The following is a 14,955-nucleotide window of genomic DNA, read 5'->3' on the forward strand; positions in this document are numbered from 1 at the left end:
AACCACTTGCGCTTCCGATCTCTCGTTAGCGGGAGGCGAATTCTACAGCGTTACACGCTGCTGTCAACACCTCTTTTCCTCCGCTTTCGACCGAGAGGATCGAACCGTTGAAAGCACCCAACAAACCGGCATTTCCAACTCCTTCCAGGCCTCGATAAACTGAAGCGACCCACTCTCAAACCTACTTAACTCATTGAATCTCAAGGAGTTTTCCGTTTCGACTGCGCCGGAAGTGGGGCGAATTATAGAGACTCAGAATCTGCCGTCAACCATTAATTTGAGTTTTCTATCAAGAGAAGGAAAAAGACCGCTTCTTTATAGACGGGGGCTTGGCGAGTGCGCAATATATTGCCCAATACAACAGCTACTCTTCGGATGATGCCACGCAATGAACGATCAACCTCGCAGCCTTGCCTCAACTCTGTTCCCGGTTGGCCTGCTATTAATAGCCATGGCATCAATCCAGTCCGGCGCTTCGCTGGCCAAAAGCATGTTCCCTATCGTTGGAGCCCAAGGTACTACTACCCTACGCCTGATCTTCGCCAGCGTGATCATGCTGTTATTGCTCAAACCCTGGAGAGCGAAGCTGACAGCCAAATCACTGCGCACAGTGATTATCTACGGGATGGCACTAGGCGGCATGAACTTCCTTTTCTATATGTCGTTGCGCACCGTTCCGCTCGGCATCGCAGTCGCGCTGGAGTTCACGGGTCCGCTGGCAGTCGCTATCTATGCCTCGCGTCGCGCGATCGACTTTCTCTGGATTGCCCTGGCTGCCATCGGCTTGTTGCTGTTGATACCGACCGGCGCCACGGCAACGGGTATCGATCTGGTCGGTGCAGGTTATGCGCTGGGAGCCGGCGCGTGCTGGGCGTTGTATATCCTGTTTGGCCAGAAGGCCGGCGCAGATAACGGCGTGACCACTGCGGCACTTGGTGTGATGATCGCAGCCCTGTTCGTCGCCCCCATAGGCATCGTCCACGCCGGCAGCGCACTGCTGACACCCGCATTGATCCCCATCGCTATCGGGGTCGCGATCCTTTCCACAGCTCTCCCCTACACACTGGAAATGGTCGCCCTCACCCGCATGCCCGCCCGCACCTTTGGCACGCTTATGAGCATCGAACCGGCCTTCGGCGCACTCTCGGGTCTGCTTTTCCTTCAGGAATACCTCTCTTTGTCACAATGGATGGCGATCCTGTGCATTATTCTGGCCTCCGTAGGAGCAACCATGACGATGGGTAGCACCTCTAAACCCGCCATCGCGGCAGATTGAAAGAGGATTTTACGAAGGTCTGGCAATTGGCGTTCATTTAGGCCATGTTTAGCCTCGCAACCCAATGCCAGACATGGATTTTTTCGGATAGGGATATCGGAACGCTTCAAGCGAGAGCGCATACAGGCAGACCCGAGCGTCAGACTCGAGGCGGCCATAAGGACGGTAATGAAACGAATTTTGATACTGATCGCCATACTCGCCGTTGCGGGCTGCGCGGCGACGTCGAAGACCCACGTAAAACACGGCAAGAAAGGGCTGCACATCAACTGTTCGGGGTTGTCCTCCTCTTGGGACAAGTGCTACGCCAGCGCCGCGAACTCTTGCGCGCCGAAGGGCTACAAGGTCATTGCAAAATCTGGCGACACCGTGGAGGAGCCAGGTGATTATCCCTTTGGCCTCAACCCCGCCGGCTATACCAGCCGCAGCATGATCGTCATCTGCAAATAAATCATCGCCCCTACTGCGTTCGCGAAGCGGCGAGCTGGATCCCGATCTCTTCACGACAGGAATCCAGCACCCGCTGCTGAATCCTGGGCGACGCCAGCATACGCGCCACCACCAGTGCCCCGACGCATTGCGACAGAATTGCCCAGGCCAGGCTGTCACTTTCCAGAATTTGCGCCCAACTCTCCTGAAGCTTGCAAATCCACAGCTCAGCCTGTTCCCGCACAACGACGTCCGACCGCGCAATCTCGGCGCCCAGAGCCGGTAATGCACAGCCCAGTTCAGGCTGCTCGACATGAGCCATTTTCAGATACAGCTTCAGGCACCGCTCCAGCCGTTCGCGATCCTGCGCACCCTGCCCGCCCAACCGCTCCAGACTCTGGCATAACTCGCGCTCGACGATAGCCGCGAACAGAGCATCCTTGGACGAGAAGTGGCTGTAAAACGCCGCCCCACTCAGGCCGATCGCCTTCATCAGACCATCGACGCCCATTGATGAAAACCCATTTTTTTTCGCAGACAACGAGCTGCTTTGCAGGAGCTTTTCTTTGGTTTCCAGCTTATGACCGGCGGAATACCGCATGTTCTGTCCTCACATTGAGTGCCTTGACGCTGAGCAAATCCTAGCATAACGTTCGTTCACTTAACGATCGTTTACTAAAGGGATCCACCCATGAATAACAAGAAGGTCGTGTTGGTTGTCGGCGCAGGTGACGCCACGGGCGGCGCCATTGCTAGGCGGTTTGCCAAAGAAGGTTTCATCGCTTGCGTCACGCGGCGCAGCGCCGACAAATTACAGCCCTTGGTGGAAGCCATTCAGATGGACGGCGGTGAAGCCCACGGTTTTGCCTGCGATGCGCGCAAGGAAGAAGACGTAATTGCGCTGATTGAAGATATCGAAACCCGCCTCGGACCGATTGAAGCATTCGTTTTCAACATCGGCGCCAACGTGCCCTGCAGCATTCTTGAAGAAACCGCTCGCAAGTATTTCAAGATCTGGGAGATGGCCTGTTTTTCCGGGTTTCTCAATGCCCGGGAAGTCGCCAAACGGATGGTGACCCGCCGTCGCGGCACGATCCTGTTTACGGGTGCCACCGCTGGTCTGCGGGGCGCCTCGGGTTTTGCCGCATTCGCGGGAGCCAAGCACGGTATCCGGGCTCTGGCACAAAGCATGGCCAGAGAGCTCGGCCCGATGAACATTCATGTCGCCCACGTTGTTGTCGACGGTGCCATCGATACCGATTTCATCCGCGACAACTTCCCTGACAAATATGCCACCAAAGATCAGGACGGTATCCTCGACCCCGAACACATTGCCGAGAACTACTGGTATCTGCATAGCCAGCCACGGGACGCCTGGACGTTCGAGCTGGATCTGCGCCCGTGGAACGAACGCTGGTAATCCCACCAAGAACAAAAATAGAGTGCAGCGAACATGAGCAAAACCGTGGAGTTCTATTTTGATCTCGGCAGCCCCGCCACCTACCTGGCGTATACTCAACTGCCGAAAATCTGCGCTGAAACCGGCAGCCAGTTGATCTACATTCCGATATTGCTGGGCGGCGTCTTCAAAGCCACCGGCAACGCGTCGCCGGCAATGATCCCGGCCAAGGGTCGTTACATGTTTCAGGACCTGGACCGCTACGCCAAACGCTACGGCGTGCCCCTGAAATTCAACCCGCATTTCCCGATCAATACCCTGATGTTGATGCGCGCGGTCACCGGCATTCAACTGCGTTATCCGGATCGCTTCCTGGCATTCATCGATTGCCTGTTCAAAGCGCTGTGGGTTGAAGGCCGCGCCCTCGATGAGCCGGCAACAGTTGCCGCCGTGCTGACCGAACATGGCTTCAATCCTGAAGAAGTACTGGCGTTGACCAACGATGAAGCGGTCAAGGCTACGCTCAAGGACAACACCGAAACCGCCGTGAAGCGTGGCGTCTTCGGTGCGCCGAGCATGTTCATCGACAACCAGTTGTTCTTCGGTCAGGACCGGCTCGACTTCGTTGTGGAAGCCCTGCGCTAAATCTCCACAACCACACCAGTCCGCCTGGGTCAACGCGTTTGTCGACTTCATGACCCAGGCGCTGGCCGCAGCGCCCGAGCTTCAACCTGTTAAATAGCGGCAGTACGGGTGTTCAACCAATCCAGCGCCGCGCCATCAAGCAACGGGCTCAGGCGCTCGCGCACTTCGGCGTGATAGGCGTTGAACCACTGCTTCTCTTCCTGCGTCAGCAACGAGGGCTCCAGGCAGCGAGTGTCGATCGGGCACAGGGTCAGGGTTTCGAACTTGAGGAATTCGCCGAACTCACTGCTTCCCGCTTCAACGTTCATCGCCAGGTTCTCGATCCGCACACCCCAGCGGCCCGGACGATAAGTGCCCGGCTCGATGGAGGTGATCATTCCAGGCTGCATAGCGGTTTGTGGCGCCGGCGCCGCCTGATAGGCGATCACCTGCGGACCTTCATGCACGTTGAGGAAGTAGCCCACGCCGTGACCGGTGCCGTGACCGTAGTCCACGTTTTCGGCCCAGATCGGCGCACGGGCAATCGCATCCAGTAACGGCGACAGAATGCCTTTCGGAAAATGCGCGCGGGACAAGGCGATCACGCCCTTCAACACCCGAGTGCAGTCACGTTTCTGCTCTTCACTCGGCGTACCGACCGCCACCATCCGCGTAATGTCGGTGGTACCGCCCAGGTATTGGCCACCGGAATCAATCAGCAGCAAGCCGTCACCCTCGATCACTGCGTGTTCTTCCGGAGTGGCGTGGTAGTGCGGCATCGCACCATTGGCGTTGAACGCAGCGATGGTGTTGAAACTCAGCGACACATAATCCGGGCGACGCTCCCGGGCGGCGGTGAGTTTTTCGTCGATGGTCAGTTCGGTAATGCGCTCACGACCCCAGGCCGAATCCAGCCAGGTGAAAAACTCGCACAGCGCCGCGCCGTCCTGCTCCATCGCCTGACGGATGTGTGCGGCGTCCGCCAGGCTCTTCTGCGACTTGGCCAGTGTGGTCGGGTTCAGGCCTTCGACCAGTTTCACGCCAGTGTCGAGGTTATCCAGCAGACCGCTGGTGACCCGCGCCGGATCCACCAGCAGGCTCGCGCCACTCGGGATCGCCCGCAAGGCGTCAGCGACTTCGCTGTAATCGCGCAGGGCTACGCCGTCTTTTTCCAGCACTGCGCGCAGCTCAGCATCGACCTTGCTCAGTGCCACAAAAAGCGTGGCTTGTTGCTGGCTGATCAGCGCGAAGGAAACGAATACCGGGTTGAACGACACATCGCCGCCGCGCAGGTTGAACAGCCAGGCGATATCGTCGAGGGTGGCAATGAAGTGCCAGTCGGCACCGCGTTCCTGCAAAGTCTCGCGCAGTTTGCCGAGTTTCTCGCCACGGCTGACAGTCGCCTGCGGTGGCAGGTGCTGGTAGATCGGCGCGTTCGGCAGCGCCGGGCGATCACTCCAGACTTCCTTCAACAAGTCGATGTCGGTACGCAGACTGGCGCCCCGGGCTTCGAGCTTGCTGCCCAGCGTACGTGCCGACGCGACGGCCATCACCGCACCATCGACCGCGACCACGCCACCTTCCGGGGTCTGCTCGGCCAGCCAGTCCAGCGGGCTCGGCTGACCCGGTTGCAGTTTCACCAGTTCGATACCGCTGCCCTTGAGTTCCTTTGTGGCCTGTTCCCAGTAACGGCTGTCAGCCCAGACCCCGGCGAAATCGTTGGTGACAATCAACGTGCCGACCGAGCCATGGAAACCCGACAGCCATTGCCGGCCCTGCCAGTAACCCGGCAAGTATTCCGACAGGTGCGGGTCGGCGGACGGCACCAGCAACGCATGGATACCTTCGCGACGCATCAATTCACGGGTGTGCGCGAGGCGCTGGGGAACCGTTCCTTCGGTCAAAGTCTGGGTACTCATCATGTCTCCTGCCAATCACTGCATCGTTATTGTTCGTAGCCGTCAGGTCGGCTGGTTAAAGTCCTGTCGCCCAGAATGCCGGAGCACTGGCACAGGCGGTCTTGATCAGTTCTACAGCCTTGTCGATGTCCTCGGCGGTGGTGAAACGGCCGAGGCTCAGGCGAATGGTACGGCCGGCCAGGTGCGCGTCATGCCCCAATGCCAGCAAAACGTGGGACGGCGCGTTGCTGGCGGAATTGCAGGCCGAAGTCGCGGAAAACGCGATCGAATGGCTCAGCGCCACCGGGTTGAACTCGCCTTCGCTGAAGGTCAGGCTCAAGGTGTGCGGAATACGTTGGGTGCTGCTGCCGTTGAGGCGCACGCCCGGAAGGTTCAAGAGTTGTTCGAGCAGTCGCTCGCGCAGCGCGACGATGGTCTTTTTCTCGTCATCGAAAGCCTCGGCGGCCAGGGCAAACGCCGAGCCCATGGCAGCAATCTGGTGAGTCGCCAGCGTACCGGAACGCAAGCCGCCCTCGTGCCCACCACCGTGAATCTGCGCCTGCAAACGCTGTTGCGCACGCGGGCCGACGTACAGCGCACCGATGCCTTTGGGCCCGTAGAGTTTGTGCGCCGAAAACGACATCAGATCGACCGGCCATTGCGCCAGATCGATCACGACCTTGCCGGCGCCCTGGGCCGCATCGACGTGGAACAACGCCCCGCGCCCACGCACCACTTCGCCGATGGCCGGGATGTCGTTGACGGTACCGAGTTCGTTGTTGACCAGCATCAGCGACACCAGAAAGGTGTCTTCACGCATCGCTTCGCTGACCGCTTGCGCGGTGATCAGGCCTTCGGCGTCGGGCACCAGATAGGTCACGGCGACACCGGCATCCTGCAATTGCCGGGCGGTATCGAGGATGGCCTTGTGTTCGATCTGACTGGTGATGATGTGCCCGCCGGACATACCACGGGCCTGGGCCACGCCTTTCAGTGCAAGGTTGTTGGATTCGGTGGCGCCGGAGGTCCAGACGATCTGCTGCGCCTGGGCGCCGACCAGTTCGGCGACTTGCCGGCGAGCGTTCTCGACCGCTTGCCGGGCCTGCTGGCCGAAGGCGTGGGAACTGGAAGCCGGGTTGCCGAAATTACCGTTGAAACCCAGACACTCGATCATCACCTGGATGACCCGCTCGTCCACCGGGGTGGTGGCGGCGTAATCGAAATACAGCGGACGTGTGTTCATAAAAAGACTCGCAGAGCGTGTTCCGGGATCAGGAGGCTCGTGTCTGCAAACGGCACGACGCAGCCTTGTGAGCTGCGTCCGGGTTCGAGAGCGTCATCAATACCTGATCGGAGGCCGTTAAAGAAGAACAACTTCATTTAAAAGTGCGTAGGAACGCTCCTGAACGCGACTTTAACAGGCATCGGGCCGGCGGTTGTAGCGCTGCGTCAGCTAAAGCTTTCAAGGAGTAACGGATACAGCGAAATCAACAGCAGCGCCGCCATGCCCCAGTTGAACAGCCGCAACCAGCGGCGATCCTTGAGCACGTTGCGCAGCAAGGTCCCGCACGCCGCCCAGACGCCGACGCTCGGCAGGTTGATGATGGCGAACACCGCCGCAATCACGATCACGTTGGTGAAATAGCCCTGCATCGGCGTGTAGGTGCTGATGGCACCAATGGCCATGATCCACGCCTTGGGGTTGACCCACTGGAAGGCTGCCGCGCCGAGATAGCTGATCGGTTTCGCCTCGCCCTGCTCGCTGTCGCCGACCGGGCCGGAGTGAGCGATTTTCCATGCCAGGTACAGCAAGTACGCCGCGCCGACATAACGCAGGATCGTATAAAGCAGCGGATAGGTCTGGAATACCGCGCCCAGGCCAAAACCCACCGCCACCACCAGCACGAAGAAGCCGCAGGTAATGCCAAGCATATGAGGGATGGTGCGGTTGAAACCGAAGTTCACGCCCGATGCCAGCAACATGGTGTTGTTCGGCCCCGGTGTGATCGAGGTGACAAGGGCAAACAGGGCGAAGCCCAGCAACAGGTCGAGCGAGAGGGTCATGGCAGGCAGTCCGTCAGGGTCATTCAGGTGTTGACCCTATCCCACGGCGCCGCGCAAACCCACGGACAGTTGGATAAAACTTCGAGCAGTACAGTTAGCGATCAGCTAGGACGACCGTGCAGCTGTACGGCCCGCTCGGCGCTCATCTCACCCTTGTTATCAAACCCGAAAGTCTTCTGTGGCTGGCCAAGCAGTTGGGCTTTCTTCGCGTGGTATTCCTCGAACGACAAGCCGCTGCGGTTCAAGTTTTCCAGCGCCAGTTCGCGGGTTTCTTCCGCCGTGTAAGGGCGCAGTTCCGGAGAAACGTGGCTCGCGCAACCAGCGAGAACGGAGACAGCGAGCATCAGGGAAACAGTCAGTAAACGATTCATGGGAGCGTCCTGGCGAGCAGTGTGGGTCGATGGAGAAAGGCTACGCCCGGGCACGCTTTGGCAGAAATCAACGCTCTCAATAGTGGCTATCAGAATTCGGGCAGGATTCGCCCTGTATATTCCTATAAGGCCTATCAATATCAATTAACAGTCTTTTACGGAATAACAGTCAGCCTTTATAAATCCTTCATCGCGTTCGGCACTGTTGCTCCAGCAACTGTTTCCCAGGCAACAGCGGTTCAACAAACCCGCCTGAAAGTCACACAAACACAGCCGCCGACAACGCTCAAAGCCCCGGAATACGGGCCTTACAGGAATTGGTACAGCGCTTGCTCTGCTCCAGTGACTACTCACTGCTCGCCGAGCAACTGTTGAAAAAGGAACTGACCATGTCGCGTCCACTGAAAGTCGTCGCCCTGTCCGGCGGAACCTGGCGTCCGTCCCGCACCCTGGTGCTGACCCAGGCCCTGCTGGCCGAATTATCCGGGCACCTGCCGGTCGAGAGTCACCTGATCGAACTCGGCGACATCGCCCGCCCACTCGGCGCCGCACTGTCCCGTCAGGAACTGCCGGCCGAGATCGAAGCCGAACTGCAAGCCATCGAACAGGCTGATTTGCTGATCGTCGCCGCGCCGGTGTATCGCGGCTCCTATCCGGGACTGCTCAAGCATTTGTTCGACCTGATCGACCTGAATGCGCTGATCGACACACCAGTGCTGCTCGCCGCCACTGGTGGCAGCGAACGCCATGCGCTGGTCCTCGATCACCAGTTGCGCCCGCTGTTCAGCTTCTTCCAGGCTGTGACCCTGCCGATTGGCGTGTATGCCACCGAAGCTGACTTCGCCGACTACCAGATCACCAGCGAACCGCTCAAGGCGCGCATCCGTCTGGCCGCCGAACGCGCCGCGCCGCTGTTTGGCACTCACATCAAACCGTTGCTGAAGATCGCTTGAGGAGCTGTTCATGGATGTTTTCTGGTTCCTGCCGACCCATGGCGACGGTCACTATCTGGGCACCACCCAAGGCGCGCGCCCGGTCACCCTCAATTACCTGAAGCAGGTGGCGCAAGCCGCCGACAGCCTCGGCTACTACGGCGTACTGATTCCCACCGGTCGTTCCTGCGAGGATTCGTGGGTGATCGCCTCGGCGCTGGTGCCGCTCACCGAACGCCTGCGTTATCTGGTGGCGATCCGTCCGGGGATCATCTCGCCGACCGTTTCGGCGCGCATGGCCGCGACCCTGGATCGACTGTCCAACGGCCGCTTGCTGATCAACGTTGTGACCGGTGGCGACCCGGACGAAAACCGTGGCGACGGCAGCTTCCTCAGCCACAGCGAACGCTACGAAGTCACCGATGAATTCCTCAAGATCTGGCGCCGGGTGCTGCAAGGCGAAGCGGTAGATTTCGAAGGCAAACACCTGAAGGTACAGAACGCCAAGGCGCTGTATCCGCCGGTGCAGAAACCCTATCCGCCGCTGTACTTCGGCGGGTCCTCCGACGCGGCCCACGATCTGGCCGCCGAGCAGGTCGACGTGTACCTGACCTGGGGCGAACCACCGGCCGCCGTCGCCGAGAAACTCGCCGACGTGCGTGAACGCGCCGCCCGCCACGGGCGCAAGGTGAAGTTCGGCATTCGCCTGCACGTGATCGTGCGCGAGACCGCCGAAGAGGCCTGGAAAGCCGCCGACAAACTGATCGAGCACATCAGCGACGAAACCATTGAAGCCGCGCAGAAATCCTTTTCCCGCTTCGACTCCGAAGGCCAGCGGCGCATGGCCGCTCTGCACGACGGACGCCGCGACAACCTGGAAATCGCCCCCAACCTGTGGGCCGGCGTCGGACTGGTGCGCGGCGGTGCCGGTACCGCATTGGTCGGCGATCCGCAGCAAGTGGCAGCGCGAATCAAGGAGTACGCAGACCTCGGCATCGAGAGTTTCATCTTCTCCGGCTACCCGCATCTCGAAGAGGCCTACCGCTTTGCCGAGCTGGTCTTCCCGTTGTTGCCCGAGCCATATGCAAGCCTGGCTGGACGCGGTGTCACCAACCTCACCGGGCCGTTCGGCGAAATGATCGCCAACGATGTACTGCCCGCCAAAGCCAACGCCTGAGGAAGACCGAGTGACTGCCAAACCGCAAAGCACCCTGCTCTCCCCGTTGCAGACCGCCCGCCAACTGGCCGCCGAATTTGCCCTGACCGCCGTCGAGCGCGACGAGCGTGGCGGCACACCGAAAGCCGAACGTGACGCCCTGCGCGACAGCGGTCTGCTGGCCCTGAGCATTCCCACTCGTTACGGCGGCCTCGGCGCGCGCTGGAGCGAAACCCTGGAAGTCGTGCGCGAGTTCGCCAAGGTCGACAGCTCGATCGCCCACGTCTTCGGTTTTCATCATTTGATGCTCGCCACCGTGCGCCTGTTTTCCCGCCCCGAACAATGGCAACCGTGGTTCGAACAGACCGCGCGGCAGAACTGGTTCTGGGGCAACGCGCTCAACCCGCTGGACACCCGCACCGTGGTCAAGGATCTGGGCGGCTGGCGCGAGTTTTCCGGCAAGAAGAGCTTCTGCTCCGGCGCCAGCGATTCGCAGATGCTGATCGCCTCGGCGGTGGACGAAAGCAACGGCGGCAAACTGTTGATCGCGGCGATCCCCAGCGGGCGCAGCGGCATCACCCTGCACAACGACTGGAACAACATCGGCCAGCGCCAGACCGACAGCGGCAGCGCTACGTTCGAACGGGTGCGGGTCGAAGAGTCGGAACTGCTGCTGGATCCGGGCCCGCTGAGTACACCGTTCGCCTGTCTGCGCCCGTTGATCGCGCAACTGACGTTCACCCACATGTTTCTCGGCATTGCCGAAGGGGCCTTTGAAGAGGCGCGGCAATACACCCTCAGCGAAACCCGTGTCTGGCACAAATCCTCGGTGCGCGAGGTGCGCGAAGATCCTTACGTGCTGGCCCATTACGGCGAGTTCTGGGTCGCCCTCGAAGGCATTCGTCTGCTGGTAGAACGCGCCGCTGCGCTGCTCGACGAGGCCTGGGCCAAAGGCCCGAACCTCAGTGCCGAAGAACGCGGTCATCTGGCCACGGCAATTGCCACGGCCAAGGTCGCCGCCAGCCGACAAGGCCTGGAGATTTGCAGCCGATTGTTCGAAGTCACCGGCGCCCGCTCGACCCACGCATCGCTGCGCCTCGACCGACACTGGCGCAACCTGCGCACGCAAACCCTGCACGACCCGCTGGATTACAAGCTCCACGAGCTGGGCGACTGGGCGCTGAACCAGTCCCTGCCGGTGCCGACGTTCTATTCCTGATTTTCTTTCGTGGAGCGAGACCCCATGCAACTGCTGACCCTGCCGCCCTCACCCGCCCTGGCCACCTCAATCCGCGCCACCGCTCAGGTCTTCGAAGACCCGAAATCCCAGGCCCTGCTCGCGCATCTGCAACAGGTCGCACCGAGCGAAGCCAGCGTGCTGATCATCGGCGAAACCGGCACCGGCAAGGAGTTGGTAGCGCGGCACATCCACAACCTGAGCAACCGGCGCAACCGGCCGTTCATTGCAGTCAACTGCGGGGCGTTTTCCGAATCGCTGGTGGAAGCCGAACTGTTCGGCCACGAAAAAGGCGCCTTCACCGGTGCCCTCAGCGCCAAGGCCGGGTGGTTTGAAGAGGCGGATGGCGGCACCCTGTTCCTCGATGAAATCGGCGATCTGCCGATGGCGATCCAGGTCAAATTGCTGCGGGTGTTGCAGGAGCGTGAAGTGGTGCGCCTGGGTTCGCGCAAGAGCATTCCCATCGATGTGCGAGTGTTGGCAGCGACCAACGTGCAACTGGAGAAAGCCATCAACGCCGGACATTTCCGCGAGGATCTGTATTACCGGCTGAACGTGGTCAATCTGGAGCTGAGCCCGTTGCGCGAGCGGCCCGGCGATATCCTGCCGCTGACCCGGCATTTCATCGAGGCCTACAGTCAGCGTCTGGGTTACGGGCGCGTCACCATCAGTCCCGGCGCCGAACACAAACTGCGCGGCTACAGTTGGCCGGGCAATATCCGCGAACTGGAAAACGTCATCCATCACACGCTGCTGATCTGCCGTAACGGCGTGATCGAGCGCGACGATCTACGTCTATCCAACCTGCGCATCGATCGTCCCGACGATCAGCACGCGACCGCCGACGACTCACCGGAAGCGCTGCTGGAACGCGCCTTCCAGAAACTGTTCGAGCAACAGGCCGGCGCCCTGCATGAGAAGGTCGAGGACGCATTGCTGCGCGCGGCCTATCGCTTCTGCCATTACAACCAGGTGCACACCGCGTCCCTGTTAGGCCTGAGCCGTAATGTCACCCGCACGCGACTGATCAAAATCGGCGAACTGGCGGTGAACAAGCGGCGGCCCACGGAAAACCTGCAAGGCGAGCGCTTGATCCAGCTGTCGATCTAGCCGACCAGTTGACAGTGCAAGCCATCGTCATAGCTGCGGGCTATGCTGCTCAGCACCTGGAATGAACCGAAGGTCACGGTGCGCGCCTGATGGGTGCGGATCAGTTGCCAGAAGTCCTGCTCGCCGGTTTCGAAACTCTGGAACGCCGCCTCCCCCGCCTCGCGGGACTGCCATTGCAGAAAGCTCAACACTCGCCGGCCATCGTCGCTGGCCTGGACGCTGGCGCTGACGAAGCCGGCGTAACGCTGGGCCAGACGTTCGGTCTGCACGGCCAGCGCCGAGACCAGCGCCGGTTGCTGGCCGGGTTCGATTTCAAATTCGATCAATTGGGTAAAGCTGCGGTTTTTCGCTGGTGCTTGCATGAGATCCCCACTCGGTCAGGCGAATCTTGCGATTCGAAGGCCTGCAGGGTAAAACCTGGAGTTAACTAGAGGTCAAGGGGCAATTTGCAAATGATCACTGCGGAAAATCTGCACAAGCAATTGACCGTCGGCGAAGTCGCGGCCCGCGCCGGCGTGGCGGTCACCGCCCTGCACTTTTATGAATCCAAAGGCTTGATCAAGAGCCAGCGCAATGCCGGCAACCAGCGGCGCTATCCACGGGAAGTACTGCGGCGGGTGGCGTTGATCAAAGTGGCGCAACGCCTGGGCATTCCACTGGCGGAAATCGGCGAGGCGTTGAAGCAGCTACCGGACAACCGCGCGCCAACAGCGGCGGACTGGAAAGTGCTGTCGGAGCAGTGGCGGCGGGAGCTGGACGAGCGGATCAATCAGTTGATGTTGCTGCGTGACCGGCTGACCGGTTGCATCGGTTGCGGATGCCTGTCGATGGAAGCCTGCCCGCTGCGCAATCAGGGCGATGTGCTGGGCGAGCAAGGGCCGGGGGCGCACTTTCTCGACGTACCCAAGTGAGGGTTCCCATGCCATGGGAACCCCCAATTCGATCCATCAGAAGCCCGGCGCAATCTGCCCTTTGTAGCGAGTCAGAATGAACTGACGCACTTCATCGGAATTCAACGCCTTGGCCAGTTTCTGCAGGCCCGGGTCATTGATGTTGTCGGGACGCGCGACCAGAAACTCGATGTACAGGCTCTTGCCCTTCTCGACGATCAGCGCGCTGTTGGTGTCGATCCCGGCTTCCAGCGCGTAGTTGGCGAACACGAATGCCAGATCCACCTGACTCACTGAACGAGCGAGCAATGCGCCCTCCAGTTCACGGATTTTCAGGTGTTTGGGGTTTTCGACGATATCGCGCTGGGTGGCCAGGGTGTTACTCGGATCCTTGAGTTTGATCAGCCCGGCCTCGTGCAACAGCACCAGCGCGCGACCGGTGTTCACCGGGTCATTGGGGATCGACACACTGGCGCCGTCCTTCAGCTCCGAAATGTTCTTGATCTTGGTCGAGTAAGCCCCGAACGGTTCGATGTGCACGCCGACCACCGGCACCAGATCGGTGTGGCGAGTCTTGTTGAAATCATCGAGAAACGGCCGGTACTGGTAGTAGTTGGCGTCGAGGTTTTTCAGCGCCAGTTGCTGGTTGGGCTGGATGAAGTCGGTGAACACCTTGATGTCCAGATCCACGCCTTCCTTGGCCAGGGTCGGTTTGACGAACTCGAGGATTTCCGCGTGCGGCACCGGGGTGGCACCGACGATCAGTTTTTCGTTGGCATGGGCGCTGAACGACAGAACGGCAGCCAGAACGGCCAGGGTCTTTTTCATGCTGTGCTCCAAGGCAGATTTGAGTGGCCGTCGTGGGGTGAACGTGGGGCCTTTATGGGTTGAACTTGTTTTTTCAGCGTCGGCTGTAGTGCGCCACCAAGCGGTCGCCGGTCATTTGCAGGGCCTGCACCAGAATCAGCAGCAACACCACGGTGACCACCATCACGTCGGTCTGAAAGCGTTGATAGCCGTAGCGGATCGCCAGATCGCCGAGCCCGCCACCACCGATCACGCCGGCCATCGCCGTGTAATCCACCAGCACGATGGCGGTGACCGTCACCGCCGCCAGCAACCCGCCGCGGGCTTCCGGCAACAGGGTGTGGCGGATGATCTGCCAGGTGTTGGCACCCATGGCCTGGGTCGCCTCGACCACGCCGCGATCGACTTCGCGCAGAGCGGTTTCCACCAGCCGCGCGAAGAACGGTGTGCAACCGACCACCAGCGGCGGAATGGTTCCGGGCACGCCCAGCGACGTACCCACCAGCAGCGTGGTGAGTGGAATCAGCACGATCAGCAAAATGATGAAAGGCAGCGAACGCAGCATGTTCACGATCACCGACAGCACCCGGTACAGGCCGACCGTTTCATGCAACTGGCGCTTGCCGGTGAGAAACAACAGCAGCCCCAGCGGCAAGCCCAACAACACCGTGAACAGCAGCGCCGCGCCGAGCATGCTGAGGGTGTCGAGACAGGCCTGGGCGATGTCGGCCCAGTAAATGTGTTTGAACCACTCGGCCATGA

17 protein-coding genes are annotated in these 14,955 nt (G+C 60.3%); 9 read left to right on the forward strand and 8 right to left on the reverse strand.

The features are described from left to right. Nucleotides 1-388: 388 nt before the first annotated feature. Both rhtA and ACKUG4_RS18605 read left to right on the forward strand, forming a co-directional pair. On the forward strand, nt 389-1,276 hold the full coding sequence (gene rhtA / locus ACKUG4_RS18600) for a threonine/homoserine exporter RhtA (RefSeq protein WP_064598184.1): 888 nt from the start codon (nt 389-391) through the stop codon (nt 1,274-1,276). A gap of 168 nt (nt 1,277-1,444) precedes the next feature. Beyond that, nucleotides 1,445-1,726 carry a hypothetical protein gene (locus ACKUG4_RS18605; RefSeq protein WP_064598185.1) on the forward strand — a complete coding sequence of 94 codons (282 nt, stop codon included), beginning with the start codon at nt 1,445-1,447 and terminating at the stop codon, nt 1,724-1,726. A 10-nt stretch (nt 1,727-1,736) separates the two neighbouring features. Here ACKUG4_RS18605 and ACKUG4_RS18610 read toward each other — a convergent pair whose 3' ends face one another. Continuing rightward, complete coding sequence (locus ACKUG4_RS18610; RefSeq protein ID WP_064598187.1) at nt 1,737-2,306, reverse strand: TetR/AcrR family transcriptional regulator; 570 nt, start codon at nt 2,304-2,306, stop codon at nt 1,737-1,739. Nucleotides 2,307-2,396: 90 nt separating this feature from the next. Between ACKUG4_RS18610 and ACKUG4_RS18615 the strand changes: the two genes are divergently transcribed. Further along, entirely contained in the window at nt 2,397-3,125 is a 729-nt protein-coding gene (locus tag ACKUG4_RS18615) for an SDR family oxidoreductase (RefSeq protein ID WP_064598189.1), read from the forward strand. A 33-nt stretch (nt 3,126-3,158) separates the two neighbouring features. Then, nucleotides 3,159-3,749 carry a 2-hydroxychromene-2-carboxylate isomerase gene (locus ACKUG4_RS18620; protein ID WP_445434588.1) on the forward strand — a complete coding sequence of 197 codons (591 nt, stop codon included), beginning with the start codon at nt 3,159-3,161 and terminating at the stop codon, nt 3,747-3,749. Between the two features lie 89 nt (nt 3,750-3,838). Here the strand turns inward: ACKUG4_RS18620 and ACKUG4_RS18625 are convergent, their stop codons facing one another. From ACKUG4_RS18625 to ACKUG4_RS18640, 4 genes are all read right to left on the reverse strand, one after another. Then, nucleotides 3,839-5,647, reverse strand: coding sequence for an aminopeptidase P family protein (locus ACKUG4_RS18625; protein ID WP_445434589.1), 1,809 nt, complete (start codon nt 5,645-5,647; stop codon nt 3,839-3,841). A 55-nt stretch (nt 5,648-5,702) separates the two neighbouring features. Beyond that, nucleotides 5,703-6,869 (reverse strand): aminotransferase class V-fold PLP-dependent enzyme, encoded by a 1,167-nt coding sequence (locus tag ACKUG4_RS18630; protein ID WP_445434590.1) that lies wholly within the window; start codon nt 6,867-6,869, stop codon nt 5,703-5,705. 206 nt (nt 6,870-7,075) lie between these two features. Beyond that, nucleotides 7,076-7,690 (reverse strand): LysE family translocator, encoded by a 615-nt coding sequence (locus ACKUG4_RS18635; RefSeq protein WP_445434591.1) that lies wholly within the window; start codon nt 7,688-7,690, stop codon nt 7,076-7,078. Between the two features lie 101 nt (nt 7,691-7,791). Continuing rightward, on the reverse strand, nt 7,792-8,061 hold the full coding sequence (locus tag ACKUG4_RS18640; protein WP_064598197.1) for a hypothetical protein: 270 nt from the start codon (nt 8,059-8,061) through the stop codon (nt 7,792-7,794). Nucleotides 8,062-8,450: 389 nt separating this feature from the next. Here ACKUG4_RS18640 and msuE point away from each other — a divergent pair, with 389 nt between their 5' ends. From msuE to ACKUG4_RS18660, 4 genes are read left to right on the forward strand one after another with little or no spacing between them, the layout of a single operon-like run. Continuing rightward, a complete protein-coding gene (msuE, locus tag ACKUG4_RS18645) occupies nt 8,451-9,014 on the forward strand; it encodes an FMN reductase (RefSeq protein WP_007955830.1) in 564 nt (187 codons plus the stop codon). A 10-nt stretch (nt 9,015-9,024) separates the two neighbouring features. Then, the gene (gene ssuD, locus ACKUG4_RS18650) at nt 9,025-10,170 is read left to right on the forward strand and encodes an FMNH2-dependent alkanesulfonate monooxygenase (protein WP_085612252.1); all 1,146 of its coding nucleotides are present in this window, start codon (nt 9,025-9,027) and stop codon (nt 10,168-10,170) included. A 10-nt stretch (nt 10,171-10,180) separates the two neighbouring features. Then, entirely contained in the window at nt 10,181-11,368 is a 1,188-nt protein-coding gene (locus ACKUG4_RS18655; protein ID WP_007955826.1) for an acyl-CoA dehydrogenase family protein, read from the forward strand. Between the two features lie 24 nt (nt 11,369-11,392). Continuing rightward, nucleotides 11,393-12,496: a sigma-54 interaction domain-containing protein gene (locus tag ACKUG4_RS18660; protein WP_064378552.1), complete on the forward strand. Its 1,104-nt coding sequence runs from the start codon at nt 11,393-11,395 to the stop codon at nt 12,494-12,496. On the opposite strand, the gene ACKUG4_RS18665 is transcribed toward ACKUG4_RS18660, so the two are convergent. Then, the gene (locus tag ACKUG4_RS18665; protein ID WP_064598201.1) at nt 12,493-12,858 is read right to left on the reverse strand and encodes an antibiotic biosynthesis monooxygenase; all 366 of its coding nucleotides are present in this window, start codon (nt 12,856-12,858) and stop codon (nt 12,493-12,495) included. The genes ACKUG4_RS18660 and ACKUG4_RS18665 overlap by 4 nt on opposite strands. A gap of 90 nt (nt 12,859-12,948) precedes the next feature. Between ACKUG4_RS18665 and soxR the strand changes: the two genes are divergently transcribed. Next, nucleotides 12,949-13,407: a redox-sensitive transcriptional activator SoxR gene (gene soxR / locus ACKUG4_RS18670; RefSeq protein ID WP_445434592.1), complete on the forward strand. Its 459-nt coding sequence runs from the start codon at nt 12,949-12,951 to the stop codon at nt 13,405-13,407. Between the two features lie 36 nt (nt 13,408-13,443). On the opposite strand, the gene ACKUG4_RS18675 is transcribed toward soxR, so the two are convergent. Both ACKUG4_RS18675 and ACKUG4_RS18680 read right to left on the reverse strand, forming a co-directional pair. Next, the gene (locus ACKUG4_RS18675) at nt 13,444-14,214 is read right to left on the reverse strand and encodes a MetQ/NlpA family ABC transporter substrate-binding protein (RefSeq protein WP_445434593.1); all 771 of its coding nucleotides are present in this window, start codon (nt 14,212-14,214) and stop codon (nt 13,444-13,446) included. A gap of 73 nt (nt 14,215-14,287) precedes the next feature. Then, on the reverse strand, nt 14,288-14,953 hold the full coding sequence (locus ACKUG4_RS18680; protein WP_007955819.1) for a methionine ABC transporter permease: 666 nt from the start codon (nt 14,951-14,953) through the stop codon (nt 14,288-14,290). Nucleotides 14,954-14,955 lie beyond the last annotated feature (2 nt).

Source organism: Candidatus Pseudomonas auctus (assembly GCF_048654275.1).
GTDB lineage: Bacteria > Pseudomonadota > Gammaproteobacteria > Pseudomonadales > Pseudomonadaceae > Aquipseudomonas > Aquipseudomonas pharyngis.

What these genes read in the sequence shown, in the direction of transcription:
- rhtA (WP_064598184.1), top strand. Translation starts at nt 389, where the DNA reads ATGAACGATCAACCTCGCAGCCTTGCCTCAACTCTGTTCCCGGTTGGC.
- ACKUG4_RS18680 (WP_007955819.1), bottom strand. Translation starts at nt 14,953, where the DNA reads ATGGCCGAGTGGTTCAAACACATTTACTGGGCCGACATCGCCCAGGCC.
- ACKUG4_RS18605 (WP_064598185.1), top strand. Translation starts at nt 1,445, where the DNA reads ATGAAACGAATTTTGATACTGATCGCCATACTCGCCGTTGCGGGCTGC.
- ACKUG4_RS18660 (WP_064378552.1), top strand. Translation starts at nt 11,393, where the DNA reads ATGCAACTGCTGACCCTGCCGCCCTCACCCGCCCTGGCCACCTCAATC.
- soxR (WP_445434592.1), top strand. Translation starts at nt 12,949, where the DNA reads ATGATCACTGCGGAAAATCTGCACAAGCAATTGACCGTCGGCGAAGTC.
- ACKUG4_RS18635 (WP_445434591.1), bottom strand. Translation starts at nt 7,690, where the DNA reads ATGACCCTCTCGCTCGACCTGTTGCTGGGCTTCGCCCTGTTTGCCCTT.
- ACKUG4_RS18640 (WP_064598197.1), bottom strand. Translation starts at nt 8,061, where the DNA reads ATGAATCGTTTACTGACTGTTTCCCTGATGCTCGCTGTCTCCGTTCTC.
- ACKUG4_RS18620 (WP_445434588.1), top strand. Translation starts at nt 3,159, where the DNA reads ATGAGCAAAACCGTGGAGTTCTATTTTGATCTCGGCAGCCCCGCCACC.
- ACKUG4_RS18630 (WP_445434590.1), bottom strand. Translation starts at nt 6,869, where the DNA reads ATGAACACACGTCCGCTGTATTTCGATTACGCCGCCACCACCCCGGTG.
- msuE (WP_007955830.1), top strand. Translation starts at nt 8,451, where the DNA reads ATGTCGCGTCCACTGAAAGTCGTCGCCCTGTCCGGCGGAACCTGGCGT.
- ACKUG4_RS18610 (WP_064598187.1), bottom strand. Translation starts at nt 2,306, where the DNA reads ATGCGGTATTCCGCCGGTCATAAGCTGGAAACCAAAGAAAAGCTCCTG.
- ACKUG4_RS18675 (WP_445434593.1), bottom strand. Translation starts at nt 14,214, where the DNA reads ATGAAAAAGACCCTGGCCGTTCTGGCTGCCGTTCTGTCGTTCAGCGCC.
- ssuD (WP_085612252.1), top strand. Translation starts at nt 9,025, where the DNA reads ATGGATGTTTTCTGGTTCCTGCCGACCCATGGCGACGGTCACTATCTG.
- ACKUG4_RS18615 (WP_064598189.1), top strand. Translation starts at nt 2,397, where the DNA reads ATGAATAACAAGAAGGTCGTGTTGGTTGTCGGCGCAGGTGACGCCACG.
- ACKUG4_RS18665 (WP_064598201.1), bottom strand. Translation starts at nt 12,858, where the DNA reads ATGCAAGCACCAGCGAAAAACCGCAGCTTTACCCAATTGATCGAATTT.
- ACKUG4_RS18625 (WP_445434589.1), bottom strand. Translation starts at nt 5,647, where the DNA reads ATGAGTACCCAGACTTTGACCGAAGGAACGGTTCCCCAGCGCCTCGCG.